Source organism: Candidatus Kapaibacterium thiocyanatum (assembly GCA_001899175.1).
GTDB classification, from domain to species: Bacteria; Bacteroidota; Ignavibacteria; order Kapaibacteriales; family Kapaibacteriaceae; genus Kapaibacterium; species Kapaibacterium thiocyanatum.
Genome location: MKVH01000008.1, coordinates 1 through 16176 on the forward strand (window position 1 = coordinate 1; position 16176 = coordinate 16176).

Genomic DNA, 16176 nt, shown 5'->3' on the forward strand with positions numbered 1-16176 from the left:
TCGAGTCCTGCTACCTTCACCAAATGTCTTCATGTCACCCGCACTCGCGGGGATGATCCGGCACTCTCTCAGCTTCTCAGGTTGCCTCAAGAATTTCACCCGCACATGCGGGGATGGACCGCAATGGAGGTGGGGTGATTTGGTACTCAAATAATCCGGCATACCGGATTCCGGGTATATGGTATATAGATTGAATAGTTATATTCACACGGGGTTAGTTACATAGTATCTATAGAGGTGCGACGTGTTCCGCCAAATACTCAGAGTAGTGCTGACATTGTCGTGTTTGAACCTACCATTACTTGCCCAGTGCGACTCGCTCCGGCAGTTCTATCCGCCGGGAACAAAAGTGCATCCAAGGACGCCGACGGGACGAGATACCACCGTCTCCCTTGACCCTCGTATCTATGTCACGCAGTGGCATTTCGAGACGCAGTCCGACTCGACCATCACCCGATTCGTCTTCGACGACTTTCTATCCAACGGACATCGGGTATGGCTCAATAATTGGTGTAGGGGGAAGACGTGGAACTGGAGTGACTCGCTTCAGGCATATACTCCAGAGGTCACAAATGCACAGCTTAGCTCCATCTCCCATACGGCATACATGCCACTTATCGGTGGAGACACGATAGGCTTCTACCGTCATGCGTACTGGTTGTGGAGGGGACCACAGAGCGGTTCTATCGCGAAATACACCTCCGATGATGCAGCGTCCTATTCCGTCGAACTCGTGAAGCAGACGACGGGCCAGCGGATGGCTCTCCTCGATACCTTCAGGATCAGCCAGAGCGGAGCATCTACACCCTGTGTTTATACATGGTATCCTCTCGCCTCGAAGGTCAGATACATCATTCCCTCGAACATTACGGATACGACGTTTGCATGTATTCGGATTAACGTCTACACAAGCGGTGCAACCAACGATACGTATTCGAGGTCAGACAATTTCGGTCCAACCAACTCCCGCTACTTCATTGGCAATCCGTACTTCAACAACTTCATGGCCGTAGTGAATGCCGAGAACGCATGTACAGCGTCGAGCAGTGGTTGTGGGATGGTAGTAACCAACGGTACGCCCGGCAGTGTCAATGCTGCCGTATCCTCCAACTCAATCACCGAGGTCAGGGCGTTCTCACAGAACGGATACATGGTAAACAGTGCCTCTGTCACAAGCTGGCCAAGCACACACGCACTGACGACAGGGGCGGGTCTGTTCATCGTCTGTGGCCTCAATAGTTCCGGTACCGTCGTATGTACCAGTACCATGCTCGTTCCGTAGTACCACCATCCCACAGTAGACCATGATTGCGTTGATGACTCCTAGCAGGCGTCTTGTTAGCCTATTCATCCTATTCAGTTGCACTATCACGGTGAGTACCGCACTCACGTCCAAACGAAAGCCCGGCGGCCAGAACGACAAGAATCCGTTGTGCGATCCGGATGCAGGTGAAAGAGTTGATGTCGTAGCGGGTCCAAGACAATGCTATTGCTACGAGGCCATGACTGGACACCCGACGTTTACCCCGTTCTATCCACCCGGAATCCTCGGTACACTGTTCCATTCCCAAGTAGCGGTTTCCTGTGATCCGGAATCAGAAGCCACGAACACGCCCTACGTCTGTACATTCCGTAACGACTGCATGACAGACTACGAACAGACGGTACCGGGATGGTTCTACTACTTCAACATGGACTTCCCGATCTACATGATAGAGGGTGGTCCGGGAAGTTGGCCGTAGGTATGGGTGCCGTCACTCCCGAACCTACATATGATTGTCTCGAACTCAAACAAACAGGAATGGCATCATGGCAATCGATTACGAGCGTCGAAAGAAGATCAACAAGATCATCTACTCTGTTATCGGAGGAATTATTCTAGTAACAGTCGTCGCGGTTGTAATTCTTAAGCAAAGGCAGAAGGAGAATTTTAAGGAATGGCAGGAAGAGTTCACGAGAAACTTGGAGAAACAGAGTGCAGAGTTCCACAGGAAGGAATTGGAGGAAGAACGAGCTAAGGCAATTCATGATTCTATGATGCTGCATAATCCGAAATACCGGGACAGCATTCATACGAAGGATGTTATTTCAAAGATTGATACTGCTAGTAAGTGGTTGTATTGTACTATCACGCCGAGTGACGGAAAGGGGCGATTTCGCTATGCCAAGATTCAGGTTTTCAATAGATCGCTAGTAGCGTTTGACAACGTAGTAGTTGAATATTCATACGAACGCGAGGTTCAGCCGGGTAAGGCTATTACTCATACGACTACGTTTGAGCGCATCAATCCCGGTGAAAGCAAGTATGTAGAAGAATCTGTAGGTCAGACACGTTATAATGCCCCGATTAATCTTGTGTCAAGTATTATCTCAGCGTCGGAGGATAATGTATCATACAAGAAGATAAGAAAGGATAGTTCGAAGTACTTCGAGGGCGAGAAAAGATAACGCAATTATTCCTTCCCCGCCCGGAGCCGAAGAAAGTCAAGAGACCGAGGAGGCGACCGTACCAGTAGCGCTCTACCAATGTTCACTTGAGGGTTAAAATGGCAAGTCAACTGATTGCAAAACTATCTAGGCACTGGGTTTACTCAGAGGAGGAAATACTTGTATTGCACAAGCGATTTCAATGTACGGCAGTACCAATGGACAGTCCACTACTTCCATTCATGACTTGGGAGGATGCTCAACATACTTCCGAAGCCCTTGTTGAACTCAGAGAATACAGAGAAGCGACGTGGTGCAGGGCTTGTTGTCCGGTGCCTGTCCAACAGGTAAAGTGCATTGTTAGGCCACCGAGAAGTGGAATAACAGCCATTGGTATCTGGGGCGTGAAAGGGGGCACACCAATTCCGATTGATGACATCATTACCGCTATTGAGAACGCCGAGTATCGACTCGTTACCATCGTTGGTAATGAGGAAGAAGGTTTTGTCGTCGCTAATGTCCACATCATGGACGGAATGGAGCTTAGGACTGACCCGGACGCAAGAGAGGAGAACAATCTCTTAAACGTTGGCACCTGTAACATAGTGGGACAGCGGCGACCGTAGAGACAGAATGGCTTTGCTTGGTGGACACATACCTGTGTCTACTGCCCATTGAAGGGCTTGTGAAGCACTGAACAGTTCTCTCCAGTGCTGTTCATTTCCCCAATTATTGGACATCGCTAAGTATAGGTCACGTATTTCGCCGTTAATACGGCTCAGTATTTCTTCGGTGGTCTCTTCACCCTCAACAAGTGTTTGAAGACTCTCGTTCGTGCTTTTCAAGTTCCACTCCCACTCGCCCCGTCCAGTCCCAGCAGGGACAATCAACCCCGGAACCTTGCTCTGGGTCCCATATGGTCCTGTGATCTCGCGACCGTTGACGGTCGCTATCCCACTCCATCCATTGCCTCGTGCGAAATCCACACGAAGCTGTACGTGAGCGTTACCCTTGTACTCCGGCTTCGCCCTGCGAGTGAGGGGTAACGTGACCTCTACAACCTTCTCCACAGGCAGGTTGCTCTCGACGAGGGATTGAAGGTTCTTCATACCAATAAGACGTCTGGCCGCTGAGATGCTCTCCCAGCGGCCAGATTGATTCCTGAGGTATCGTTACCGTATCCGTGGTTTCTTAAGGGAATAATTCCGTTACGGAACGGAATTATTCCCTTGAGAAACCAAGAATAGGATACGAAATACCTGAAAACAGGTAAGTGTCTCTACGAATTGAATCTCAATGATTTGCTAGAGAAGTTTGGGGGCCACATTATATAGAAATGGCTACGTTCAAATGTTCAGGGCCCTGTTGTGCAGCAGCAAATTTTCAAGTATCAAGACGAGAATCATTTCTCGGACGTGAGAACCGTTGAAATTGATGGTGAAATATGGTTTGTAGCTAGAGATGTTGCGACATTGCTTGGTTATACCACGCCTGCCAAAGCTGTTGCAGATCACTGCCGAGAGAAAGGTATCAAAAAGAACTACATGATGGAGACCAGTAGTGGAGTTCAGGGGTTTACTCTAATCAATGAGCCAAATGTATACCGCCTGATCTCTCGTTCAAAGCTGCCTTCCGCTGAAAAGTTCGAGGCTTGGGTTTTTGAAGAGGTCATACCGCAGATCAGAAAACAAGGCTTCTACGGAAAGATTGACCGTACCGCTTTACCGAATTTCATCTCTAGGTACAAAGACAATTACCACAAGCTCGACCACAACTACTTTTCAGTAATAAGTGAAATGTATGCTCGACTCTACATCGCACTTGAAAAGGTTGGGTATAGTATACCTGATAAAGGGGTGGGCGGTAAACAGATGATGCCGGACATAAGCGTTGGAAGAGGCTTCGCATCTTTCTTAAAGAAGCAGAATTCTGAGTTTTATAACCAGCATCGAACGTATTGGCACTCATTTCCAGATGGCAGACCCGACGTAGAAGCTAACATGTACCACATTGACGCCTTGCCAATCTTTATCCGGTACATACATGAAAAATGGATTCCGGAAAACGCGCATGAATATTTCAAGCAACGCGATCCACTGGCCCTTGACTACTTGCCTAAGCTGCTGAACTAAAACAGGTTATATCTCTTATAGGGGGGGGGGGGTGACGATTCGTCACCCCCCCCCTAATTTGACTTTCACTGGCTATTACCCTCCACCATTGCGGCCACTTCACGTAGCAAATCCCACGGCTCCATCTCCAGCTTTTTGGCCAACGCCACGAACATCGGCATGTAAACCTTCTGTTTTCCACGCTCCAACTTCGAAATCTGGGACTGGTTCACGTCATCGGATTCCAAGCTCTCCTGACTGAGTCCCAGTTCTTCTCTCCTCTCCCTTATAATCAGGGCTAGGGCAAGTTCGAAACTGAGTTTACCTCCTTCCGGAACCTTCAATTCTGAGAGCTTTCGTGGCATGAAAGCAAGCTACAGGGGTGTTTTACTCATGATTAGTTGAATTCAACTAATTGGCTATATTCGTTCCCTACTAACGTGTTGTTCAATGGAGGATGTAATGAGCCAAGAGGCAGAGAAGAAACCCATCTACAAAAAATGGTGGTTTTGGGTAGGGGCGGTCGTCGTAATCGGAATAATCGGAAGTATGGCTGGTGGAAAGAAGGAAACGGCCAGCGCAGAGTCACCAGCGGCCATACCTTCCGCAGCAACGACGGAGACGCCGAAGGAAGAACCAGTACTGGCTGTTACGGCCACAGCCTTGTACGAGGCTTACGATGCCAATGAGGTCAGCGCAGATGCCCAATACAAGGGTAAGAAGCTGGAAGTCTCAGGTAAGGTAAAGGACGTAGAGAAAACCTTCGGAATGATCTACGTAAATCTTGAAGGTGACGATATGTTCGGACAAGTTACCTGCAAGCTGGAAAACGAAACGGAAGCAGCGTCCATGACCAAAGGTCAGAAGATCGTACTGCTTGGCGTCGGCGATGGGAAGGCTGGATTCCCACGTGTTACGGACTGTCGGATCAAGAAATAGTATTGGCTATAGAATCATTACCGAACGCCTCCATCAGGGGGCGTTTTTCTTCCAATGAGCTACGTCCTACCCACAACCTGTATCCGGCTTTTTGCCGAACCTACGCTAACCGAGGAAGAACATGAGTTTTTGGATTCTTTTGAATTCAAGACCTATTACGACGCAGCGTATGTCATAGACATATGTCACCCGCACACGCGGGGATGAACCGTACAAAAACATGGGGGCGGACAAAGGAAATACATGTCACCCGCACACGCGGGGATGAACCGCCGTTTCTCTCGCCTTCAACTGCCTGAGATAGATGTCACCCGCACACGCGGGGATGAACCGATGGGTACGGACGAGATCAGAATGTCGTATCCATGTCACCCGCACACGCGGGGATGAACCGCCAAGCGTACGAGGTGCTACAACTGCGAACATATGTCACCCGCACACGCGGGGATGAACCTCAATGGTGAAAGACAAGATCATTGCAGTGGACATGTCACCCGCACACGCGGGGATGAACCGCCACATATCCATGTTGGAAAGAGGTCAACGCGATGTCACCCGCACACGCGGGGATGAACCGACCTCCCATTCGCGGCGGCTGACATCCAGCAGATGTCACCCGCACACGCGGGGATGAACCGTATCCATCGGCTGTGGGTTGATTAGGCGGAGAATGTCACCCGCACACGCGGGGATGAACCGATACCGCACCACGCCTCCACCGTTTTGTTGGCATGTCACCCGCACACGCGGGGATGAACCGTATTGGAGGCCGTCCCATTCAACGCATTGATAATGTCACCCGCACACGCGGGGATGAACCGTCCGAATGGATTGCATCCGCGCGGGAATTCTAATGTCACCCGCACACGCGGGGATGAACCGAAGTCGGAGAAACAAAGTAAATCCGCTTACGAATGTCACCCGCACACGCGGGGATGAACCGCCAGAGCGCGCGGGGAGAGGGAGTATGACTGAATGTCACCCGCACACGCGGGGATGAACCGGACCTCGGCGTCTACATGGGATACCGGCACCCATGTCACCCGCACACGCGGGGATGAACCGGCATGGACCATTGGCAACCTGCTGTTAACCTAATGTCACCCGCACACGCGGGGATGAACCGATATACTGCGATCCAGTCACGCCCGACGCGCGATGTCACCCGCACACGCGGGGATGAACCGGCGCAGACAATCTGTGCGCGTGTTTTGATTCTATGTCACCCGCACACGCGGGGATGAACCGCTGTCGGCGGACGATGCTCTGGCAGCAGGTATATGTCACCCGCACACGCGGGGATGAACCGTTCACGCCATTGCAGTTCCAGAGAACACCAGTATGTCACCCGCACACGCGGGGATGAACCGTTTGCCGCCATTGCCTCCGCGTCCACAGGCGAATGTCACCCGCACACGCGGGGATGAACCGGCAACAACCGACATCGGAGGAGTAGGTCAGGAATGTCACCCGCACACGCGGGGATGAACCGGCCACTGGCAAGTCGCTCTCTGACATGGGCAAATGTCACCCGCACACGCGGGGATGAACCGATGCAGAGCCTCCAATGCCTGCACCTGTTTCGATGTCACCCGCACACGCGGGGATGAACCGCCGAGCAATCGCAGGAAACACAACAACAGTCGATGTCACCCGCACACGCGGGGATGAACCGGCCCACGGCTTCGTCCTCGATGCATTCTCTGCATGTCACCCGCACACGCGGGGATGAACCGACGTCCGGTACCGTTGCCAGAGGCACGACGTACATGTCACCCGCACACGCGGGGATGAACCGACGTTACCGATATCTGTGGCGATACCTGCTGCATGTCACCCGCACACGCGGGGATGAACCGTCGCAAATGGTGTAGCGTTCTTTGCTACTGCTATATCACCCGCACACGCGGGGATGAACCGTTTTTCAGATTCTACTAGTTCTACATTACTTGATATCACCCGCACACGCGGGGATGAACCGTCGAGGAGCGGGCGTTCGCGTTTCGTCGTGGCATATCACCCGCACACGCGGGGATGAACCGGACCTACCCTTCGCAGCGGCTGACATTCAGCAATATCACCCGCACACGCGGGGATGAACCGACAGGTGCATGGCGATGAATGCAGTTAAACCCATATCACCCGCACACGCGGGGATGAACCGGCCCACGGCTTCGTCCTCGATGCATTCTCTGCATATCACCCGCACACGCGGGGATGAACCGTCTTCGATCCCATTTCCCTATACGCTGCGCCCATATCACCCGCACACGCGGGGATGAACCGCGATTCCTCGCCATCATGCTCGACACGCTTGAATATCACCCGCACACGCGGGGATGAACCGATCGCAAACGCATCGTGGTGCAACGAACGGCAATATCACCCGCACACGCGGGGATGAACCGTTTTGCGCTGGCCTGATATTCGCGATGCCGATATATCACCCGCACACGCGGGGATGAACCGTCGATTACAACGTTTTCATGCCTGATGCGGAGATATCACCCGCACACGCGGGGATGAACCGAGAAACGAGAGGATGCCGAGCGACATGATACCATATCACCCGCACACGCGGGGATGAACCGGGGCATCGGCGCTGCCGCCGGTTGTCCCATGAATATCACCCGCACACGCGGGGATGAACCGGTCCTATACGGCGACGCCGACGCCGTCCGTGGATGTCACCCGCACACGCGGGGATGAACCGGCCCCCGCGCCTGCACCGGATTCTAAACAAACATGTCACCCGCACACGCGGGGATGAACCGCAATGGATAATTGTTGTCTGTAATACGCGGCTATGTCACCCGCACACGCGGGGATGAACCGTGACGATAGGTATTATATAAAACCTCCCGCACATGTCACCCGCACACGCGGGGATGAACCGACCGGTGACTATTCCATATCAAATACTACGGGATGTCACCCGCACACGCGGGGATGAACCGGAGTTCTATTGGCACGATGTACTATTCAGGGCATGTCACCCGCACACGCGGGGATGAACCGCGTGCACGGTTGTTGCGGGCGGCGACCCCCTCATGTCACCCGCACACGCGGGGATGAACCGCAACGTGCATGGACGGTGGCGGCGCATGACGCATATCACCCGCACACGCGGGGATGAACCGGCGCCGGGCGTGGCCTATATCGATACGACGACATATCACCCGCACACGCGGGGATGAACCGACTCCGTACGCGGAACCAACCTATCAATCACTATATCACCCGCACACGCGGGGATGAACCGCGGTGTTCGGCCACTGTTCCAGTGTCTGAAGAATATCACCCGCACACGCGGGGATGAACCGTTTAAATCACCCTTCAATGGATCAGAACCAGTATATCACCCGCACACGCGGGGATGAACCGTATATGGACGAAGGCGATGCAGCTGCACTCCAATATCACCCGCACACGCGGGGATGAACCGCGGACCCAACGCCGCCGCTCACGGCCTCGGAGATGTCACCCGCACACGCGGGGATGAACCGGTCTCTATCAATATGATGAGGACACCAAACGGATGTCACCCGCACACGCGGGGATGAACCGTATCCTCCGTCATCGACGCGTGTATCATGGATATGTCACCCGCACACGCGGGGATGAACCGACGTCGCATACGATCTGGTGATTATCGGCTGGATGTCACCCGCACACGCGGGGATGAACCGACCAGGGCGTCAGGTTCAAAAAACAACACTATATGTCACCCGCACACGCGGGGATGAACCGGGCAGTACGTGCGCGGCACGGTCATCGAGGGTATGTCACCCGCACACGCGGGGATGAACCGAGGGAGAGAATGGATATTACGATCGCTACCGTATATCACCCGCACACGCGGGGATGAACCGCATGCTGCCGCGTTGCAGCAGTACGACGCGCAATGTCACCCGCACACGCGGGGATGAACCGTGGCATAGTGGTTTTTTCGTTGCCATATCTAGATGTCACCCGCACACGCGGGGATGAACCGGTCATAGGCCCACCGGGATATTCGTGATTCCGATGTCACCCGCACGCGGGGATGAACCGGAACTCGATATCAAAATCACCGAGGAGAAAAAATGTCACCCGCACACGCGGGGATGAACCGGCAACACGTCAAGGTCAAGGGGCCGATGGGAAAATGTCACCCGCACACGCGGGGATGAACCGAGAATCATCATCAACGGAGCGCCTGGTGCGTGATGTCACCCGCACACGCGGGGATGAACCGGGCAAGTCTCAGTGGGACGATACAGAACAGATATGTCACCCGCACACGCGGGGATGAAGAGGCACATGGAATGACAAAACGCCTGTCGGACTCCGTCCGACAGGCGTTCCTGTTTCGATGCTGACCGAGTGCCGATACGACGATACCGTCGTATCACATGCCACTGCACATCATCCCGACGTCATCCCATATAGGCGGAGTACATCCACACGAGTTTTTCCTGGGCGCGGATGTAGTCGCTCATCAGGGCATTGGTTCCCTCGTCGTGGGCTTCGGCCGAAATCTGCAGTATCTGGCGCTGAAGCACCAGGTTCGTCCTGAAGGCATCGAGGATATGACCGACGGCATCGCGGCCCTCCGTCACGTCTTCGACGGGCTTGAGTTCCGAGCGCTTCAGATAGGCCGTGAACGAGTGCAGAGGCCTGTCGCCCAGCGTCAGGATGCGCTCGGCGATCTCGTCGATCTTGAGTTGCAGGTCGGTATACAGTTCCTCGAACTTCACATGCAGCTCGAAGAACTTCTCTCCACGGATGTTCCAGTGGAAACCGCGGACGTTCTGGTAGAAGATCTGGTAGTTGGCCAGAAGGGTATTCAGTTCCTGGGACAGGGACGACGTCTTCTTGACGTCGAGGCCGATAGCACTACGCTTTGCCATTTCTACTCCTTGAACGAATGATGGATATATGCCATACCGAGGTCTACCGTCGCAACGATGCCATTGACGTGCGTGCGCTCCATTCCGTGCGACGCATGGACGCCGGGACCGATCAATGCCACACGTGCGTCGATTCCTGCGCGCCAGGCCGCCGTTCCATCCGAGCTGTAGAACGGATAGATATCCACTGCATGGGGAATCGACCGCTCTTCGGCCAGCTTCGTCAACGTCGTACGGAAGGTGTAGTCGTACGGTCCTCCCGAATCCTTGGCACAGATGGAACAGAGCGTCTCCGATCCGTCGAGTGGATCGCCCACCACGCCCATGTCGACGACGAGGATCTCTTCGACGGACGGGGCCCATCCTGCGGCACCGCCGTGGCCGACTTCCTCGTACGTGGAGAAGAACAGTTCGACGGGAACGTTCAGACCCTCCTGCTTGCATCGACGGGCGATCTCGAAGAGGACGAAGCATCCGGCCTTGTTGTCGAGAAAATGACTCTTCACGTAGCCGTTCTCCAGCGCCCGATAGCGCGGGTCCACGGCAACGATGTCACCGACGCGTATTCCCAGCTTCAGGACGTCGTCCTTACTCGCTACCTGCTCGTCGATCCTTACGTGCATCGTATCGACGGACCGCTCGGTGGAACCGGCCTTGTTGTTCGAATGGGCTGACGGGTTGTTGAGCAGAACGGTTCCATCGTACGTCCTTCCGTCCGTGGTGTGGACGCGCACGTAGGAGCCTTCGAAGCTCGGCAGCAATGGGCCACCGAGGAGGGAGAAGCGCAGCGTACCGTTCGGATTGATGGCCGCCACGATCATGCCCAGCGTATCCGTATGGGCGGCGATGGCCAGGCGGGAAGCCGATGATCCGAGGGAGCAGCGGACGGCACCTTTGGCCGTACGTTCGGGGACGTAGCCCATTCCCTCGAGGGTGCGCATGATGAAGGCCGCCGCGTTGTCCGTATACCCGGACGGTGAATCGATGGCGATCAGTTCTTCGAGCAGATGGAGCGTTTCCATTGAGGAGGCATCATATGATGAACAAGTCTCCAAAAGTAGCAATGAACAATGAACGTGGTGTGATGACGATCACCGCTACGACATCGGGGATCTGCCGGCGGAGTCAGGAAGCGAAGCTCGTCCGATGGCTGCCGGCCTGAACGAGGAATATCGCGCAGGGAGAAGAATATCGCGTACGAATATGACGTTATGGATATGAAGGACACGCCGGCGGGCGATGGGGATCCGCCGGCGTGTACGGTCGATCATCGTACGGCCATCGTCATGGACAGCATGGCTCGGGATTCAGATTGCATCCGATGGACAGGCAGGTCAGCGGTACGGTCGGCGGATGACATTCTTCTGGACCCGTACCGCAGACAGGCCCCCAGTTGAAGCTGCAGTCGCCCGGATTTGGAATGTTGAACTGATAGTGCAGTAGATACGTGCAGCACGGTGCGTTCAGGCATGGTTCCCAGCAGTTCGCGGCAGTGTATTCCCAGCACGTGGGGTAGTTCACCAGCCATACGAAGTCCGGGTTGGACGGGCAGGCCGACAGGTACGTATTGCCACCGCAGCACACGCCGATCTTCGGTATCACCTTGTTCAGGATGATCTGGATATCGCCCGTCGTACCGGTCCATCCCACAGGACAGATCTTCTTGATGACCGTACGGGCGTTGATGGGATTCGGCACGCAGGGTTCGCCGAGCGGCCGTGCAGGGCAGTACGTCTCGTTGCATACGGTCACATCCACCGTGCGGGTCTGTCCGCCCGGCATGCAGATATCTATCCGCCACACCTGATCGGGCTGGGCGCAGCTCGTACAGTAGGCCTGACCGAAGGCGCGTTGATCCGGCATCGACAGGCAGGCGACGAATAGCAGCGCTCCGAGGAGCGGACGGAGAAACGAGGAGCGTCGTGACATCAGACACCTCATCCGAATATGTGGAAGAACGGCAATCGATATTCATTCCGGGCCCCATCCCGGAAATACAGGATGAATATATGGGAATATTCCGGTGAGTGTGAAACTCACCGGAACATCATCGGTTGGACGAATCACCCTTCCCGATGGATATGCGGTGTACGATACCGACGACCTCTGCTCGACAGGGTATAGAATTCCGAAGGTCACGGTGACCCATTCGCAAAGCGATGTTCGTCGTACCGGAATCATTGCCAAGACTATGACCGTAAGTGGCATAGTCGTCTCTCTACAATTGCGTACGATCACGGTTCGATCGCCATGGTCCATGGCGTGCCCGGCGGTATCCAGGCGGACTTGTCACGAATCCGAAGCGACACACACGATATACGCTACGTGCCGGGATCGCGGACCGTGCATGGTATGACCGTGTCGACGGTAGACGACGTCGACCATGCATCGCTTCAAGAACGGAAGTCACACACATGCGAATCATGATACCGGGCTTGCATCGTTTCGAATCGATCCATATGTTCGATTCGTTATCTGTCTGCATATGTCGCTATAGAAGTTGTCGGGATAGGATAGTACGTACGGATCGCGGCTACATGGAAATACATTTGATAGAGGGTTATATGTTCACGATGTTCCATTGGGCTATCGGTGCTCTCGCCGTATGCCTGATGTCCTTGTACGGCACCCTTCCCGCATGGGCGCAGTGCGATTCCTCCTTCCAGTTCTATCCGCCGGATGCGAGGATCTATCCTACCACAGCGGACGGTCCCGATACGTCCCATCCGATCGATCCCCGCATCTACACCGCACAATGGCATTTCGAGACGCAGTCCGATTCGACGACGACGCATATCATCGTCGATGACTTCATCGGCAACGGGCGTCGTATCTGGATGCACAACTGGTGCCGCGACAAGGTGTGGAACTGGAACAAGGTCACGAAGCAGTACTTCGTCGAGATCAGCAATGCCGGGATGAGCGAGATGTCCCGCACATCGTACATGCCCATCGTCGCCGGTGATACCATCGGCTTCTTCCGCTGCATCTACTGGGGAAGCCGGAGTGCGACGGAACCACGGTTCAGATATGTTTCCGACGACGTCGTGTCCTACAGCGCCGAGCTCGTGCGACAGACGACAGGTCAGCGTCTCGCCCTTCTCGATACGTTCCGCATCAGCCAGAACGGAGCGTCGACGCCATGCTTCCATGCCCGGTACCCTCTCGCCTCGAAGGTCAGATACGTGATACCGTCGCATATCACGGACACCATCCATGCATGCATCCGGATCAACGTCCATACGAACGGTGCATCCAACGATACGTTCTCCCGATCCGACGTATTCAGCACGGCCCGTGTGCGCCTCTTTCTCGACAATGCCTACTTCGAGAACTTCATGTCGACGGTGAATACGGAGAATGCCTGCGGTGCATCTCCGGTAAACTGCGGTGTGACCATCGCGAACGGTACGGCAGGGACGATCAATGCGATGATCTCTTCGAATACCGTCGCTCTCGTCAAGGCATACTCCCAGCAAGGGCTACCGGTAGCGGAAGCTGCCATCACGAGCTGGCCCAGTACGAAGACGTTGACGACGAATTCGGGTCTGTTCATGGTATGCGGTCTGGACGATACCGGTACCATCATCTGCACGAGTATGGTAATGGTACCGTGATATACTACATCACTGGATAATGGACGATCGTGATCCGACTCTTCATACATCTGATAGTGCTACTGTGCGTGTCCACCATATCGACGAAGGCCCTGACGTCGAAACGGTCGCCGGCTTCCGACGGAAGCGATCCCGTATGCAATCCCGGGGTCGACGATATCATCATCGCCGTCGCAGGGCCGCGCGAATGCTACTGCTCGGAGACATCCACCGGAGGAATCGGCAGTGCCACGACGATATAGCCACCGAGATTGTACGACATCATCTTCTATTTCGCCGTTCAGTATCAATGCAATCCGGAACAGTACAACAGTACGACGTCGATCTGCACACGGCGCAGTGAATGTGCATCCGATGCCAGCTACCAGGTACCCGGATGGAACTTCTACGTCATCACCGGTGGTTATCCCGTCTTCACGATCGAGGCGGGTCCGGGCAGTACGCCGTAGCCGGCAGTGATATCAGGTGATCTTCGCTGCGTACATCATGTCGTCCGGATATGCATCGTATCCATGTATATCATCAGATACGAAACCCGGGAAGTCGCTCTGCCCTTCGCAGTATTGCCGCCGATGGATCGATCCCGTATCCTCTCCCTGGAACGCTCGCGTCAGATATTCTCCCTTGATGGATTCGATTCCTGCTTCATGAAGTATAGGTCATCCTGCACGGTGCATGATGGAGACTATGCCCGTAGATGGCATAGTGCGCCCCATAGGTTCGTACCGCGCGATCGCGGTATTCCGTATGCAGATAGGAACGAGGGAAACATGCCTGCTATGGTTCGAGGAGTCATCAATATGATGATTCTGTGTTCGATGCCCTTTCCCGTATTCGCCCAGTGCGATTCTCTCGAACAACTCTTCCTCGCAGACACCGCCCTGCGTATCGTGGCCAGTAACGGAATACGTCAGGCAGGAGAATTCGTGCCGTCATTCGATTTCGAACATCAGACGGACTCGACGCGGTTCTTCTTCAAGATCAGTGAATTCCGCAAGAACTCGCTGTGGGTCTTCGCCGACAACTGGTGCATGGACAAGGTCTGGAACTGGTCCGACTATCTCGATACCGACACGACTGAAGTCACCAATACCATGCTTAGCGTGTTGTCCAGATCGAGAATGATCAGTATTGCGGCAGGTGATACGTTCTCCGTATTCAAACGTATCTACTGGGAGGATCGCAGCGGAGACACTTTCGCATTCGAGAAGCTGATCAATCCCGATGCCGTGTCCATGTGGATCGAACTCGTGAACGCATCGACCGGGGCCCGGATTTCACTGCTTGATTCGGCGCACTTCTCTTCGACAACGTCAAGTACGAAGCCTTGTCTTTACGCCATGCTTCCGTTGACAGCTCGCTGTGTGTATATCGCTCCGGCCGGATTCCCGGCGACGGATGCATACCTTCAGGTGAACGTGTCGTCAGACGGTGCGGTAAACAAGCGATGGACGCGATGGGACAACATCGTACATGCAGGTTCGAACATCATCCTGAACTATGAAGGAACGCGCAACTACTGCACGGTCATCGATGAAGCGAATCAGTGTTCTCCAACGTCGACGTCCTGCACCTTCACCGTGGCGACGTTGTCGGGGCCGAGGCGAGTACGCACGGTGCTCACCCCCAGGTCGGGAATAACGAACTTCGATCTCTACACGTCCGGCGGCCAGTTCATCGCCACGACGAACGTAGTGTCCGGCACTACCACCTACGACATTCCTGTGAATCCCGGTCTCTACTATGTCATCGCACGTACAGACTCGGGCATGCAGTGTACCAGGAACATCCTGGTGTACTGATGAAGGGCCATCCGGCATTATTGGTGGGTCGTCGCGCATCCAGAATATTCAGATGTACTACCCCAAGGGGCTCGGTCGTGAAGTATCGTATATCCTTCGTGATTCTTCTCTCCATCATCGTCCGTCTATCTCTCCAGCGTTACCCAAGCAACCACGTAGTCAGCGGAAGTGCGCGATTCCGCAGGCACGCGCCAATCCCCCAGCGGAAATAGGACGTTGTCAATGTGGTGACTTCATCACGCAGTCCGGCAGCATCACGCTCGGCACGACATTCTGCCGATGTACGCCGGTGTACTGTCCGCCACAGGCGCCCAACATTCCTGCAGTGAACGACTGTACGTTCGATACGAGCTGCACGAACTCTGGCGGGGGACCATGTCAGAAGTTC

13 protein-coding genes and 1 CRISPR repeat array are annotated in these 16176 nt (G+C 54.5%); of the genes, 8 read left to right on the forward strand and 5 right to left on the reverse strand.

Features of this window, described 5'->3' with window-relative positions; all coding sequences use genetic code 11:
• The first annotated feature begins 607 nt into the window (after positions 1–607).
• The 3 genes from BGO89_07745 (at position 608) to BGO89_07755 (ending at position 2448) form a co-directional block, all read left to right on the forward strand.
• Positions 608–1282 (forward strand): hypothetical protein, encoded by a 675-nt coding sequence (locus BGO89_07745; protein OJX59886.1) that lies wholly within the window; start codon positions 608–610, stop codon positions 1280–1282.
• A 91-nt stretch (positions 1283–1373) separates the two neighbouring features.
• On the forward strand, positions 1374–1742 hold the full coding sequence (locus BGO89_07750; protein OJX59887.1) for a hypothetical protein: 369 nt from the start codon (positions 1374–1376) through the stop codon (positions 1740–1742).
• A 67-nt stretch (positions 1743–1809) separates the two neighbouring features.
• Positions 1810–2448, forward strand: coding sequence for a hypothetical protein (locus tag BGO89_07755; GenBank protein OJX59888.1), 639 nt, complete (start codon positions 1810–1812; stop codon positions 2446–2448).
• Between the two features lie 560 nt (positions 2449–3008).
• On the opposite strand, the gene BGO89_07760 is transcribed toward BGO89_07755, so the two are convergent.
• Positions 3009–3536: a hypothetical protein gene (locus tag BGO89_07760; GenBank protein ID OJX59889.1), complete on the reverse strand. Its 528-nt coding sequence runs from the start codon at positions 3534–3536 to the stop codon at positions 3009–3011.
• Between the two features lie 438 nt (positions 3537–3974).
• Between BGO89_07760 and BGO89_07765 the strand changes: the two genes are divergently transcribed.
• A complete protein-coding gene (locus tag BGO89_07765; GenBank protein OJX60033.1) occupies positions 3975–4559 on the forward strand; it encodes an antirepressor in 585 nt (194 codons plus the stop codon).
• A gap of 65 nt (positions 4560–4624) precedes the next feature.
• Here the strand turns inward: BGO89_07765 and BGO89_07770 are convergent, their stop codons facing one another.
• Positions 4625–4903, reverse strand: a complete 279-nt coding sequence (locus BGO89_07770; protein OJX59890.1) for a hypothetical protein — start codon at positions 4901–4903, stop codon at positions 4625–4627.
• A 232-nt stretch (positions 4904–5135) separates the two neighbouring features.
• On the opposite strand from BGO89_07770, the gene BGO89_07775 reads away from it, so the two are divergent.
• A complete protein-coding gene (locus BGO89_07775) occupies positions 5136–5477 on the forward strand; it encodes a hypothetical protein (GenBank protein ID OJX60034.1) in 342 nt (113 codons plus the stop codon).
• A 182-nt stretch (positions 5478–5659) separates the two neighbouring features.
• A CRISPR array of direct repeats spans positions 5660–9775; the repeat unit is 29 nt; unit sequence ATGTCACCCGCACACGCGGGGATGAACCG.
• 120 nt (positions 9776–9895) lie between these two features.
• Here BGO89_07775 and BGO89_07780 read toward each other — a convergent pair.
• The 3 genes from BGO89_07780 to BGO89_07790 all read right to left on the reverse strand — a co-directional run bounded on the left by BGO89_07780 (position 9896) and on the right by BGO89_07790 (position 12298).
• Positions 9896–10369 (reverse strand): DNA starvation/stationary phase protection protein, encoded by a 474-nt coding sequence (locus BGO89_07780; GenBank protein OJX59891.1) that lies wholly within the window; start codon positions 10367–10369, stop codon positions 9896–9898.
• A 2-nt stretch (positions 10370–10371) separates the two neighbouring features.
• Positions 10372–11391 (reverse strand): glucanase, encoded by a 1020-nt coding sequence (locus BGO89_07785; GenBank protein OJX59892.1) that lies wholly within the window; start codon positions 11389–11391, stop codon positions 10372–10374.
• Positions 11392–11653: 262 nt separating this feature from the next.
• Positions 11654–12298, reverse strand: a complete 645-nt coding sequence (locus BGO89_07790; protein OJX59893.1) for a hypothetical protein — start codon at positions 12296–12298, stop codon at positions 11654–11656.
• A gap of 635 nt (positions 12299–12933) precedes the next feature.
• Between BGO89_07790 and BGO89_07795 the strand changes: the two genes are divergently transcribed.
• The 3 genes from BGO89_07795 (at position 12934) to BGO89_07805 (ending at position 15788) form a co-directional block, all read left to right on the forward strand.
• Positions 12934–13986, forward strand: coding sequence for a hypothetical protein (locus tag BGO89_07795; protein ID OJX59894.1), 1053 nt, complete (start codon positions 12934–12936; stop codon positions 13984–13986).
• 251 nt (positions 13987–14237) lie between these two features.
• Complete coding sequence (locus tag BGO89_07800; protein OJX59895.1) at positions 14238–14435, forward strand: hypothetical protein; 198 nt, start codon at positions 14238–14240, stop codon at positions 14433–14435.
• 63 nt (positions 14436–14498) lie between these two features.
• Entirely contained in the window at positions 14499–15788 is a 1290-nt protein-coding gene (locus BGO89_07805; protein OJX59896.1) for a hypothetical protein, read from the forward strand.
• Positions 15789–16176 lie beyond the last annotated feature (388 nt).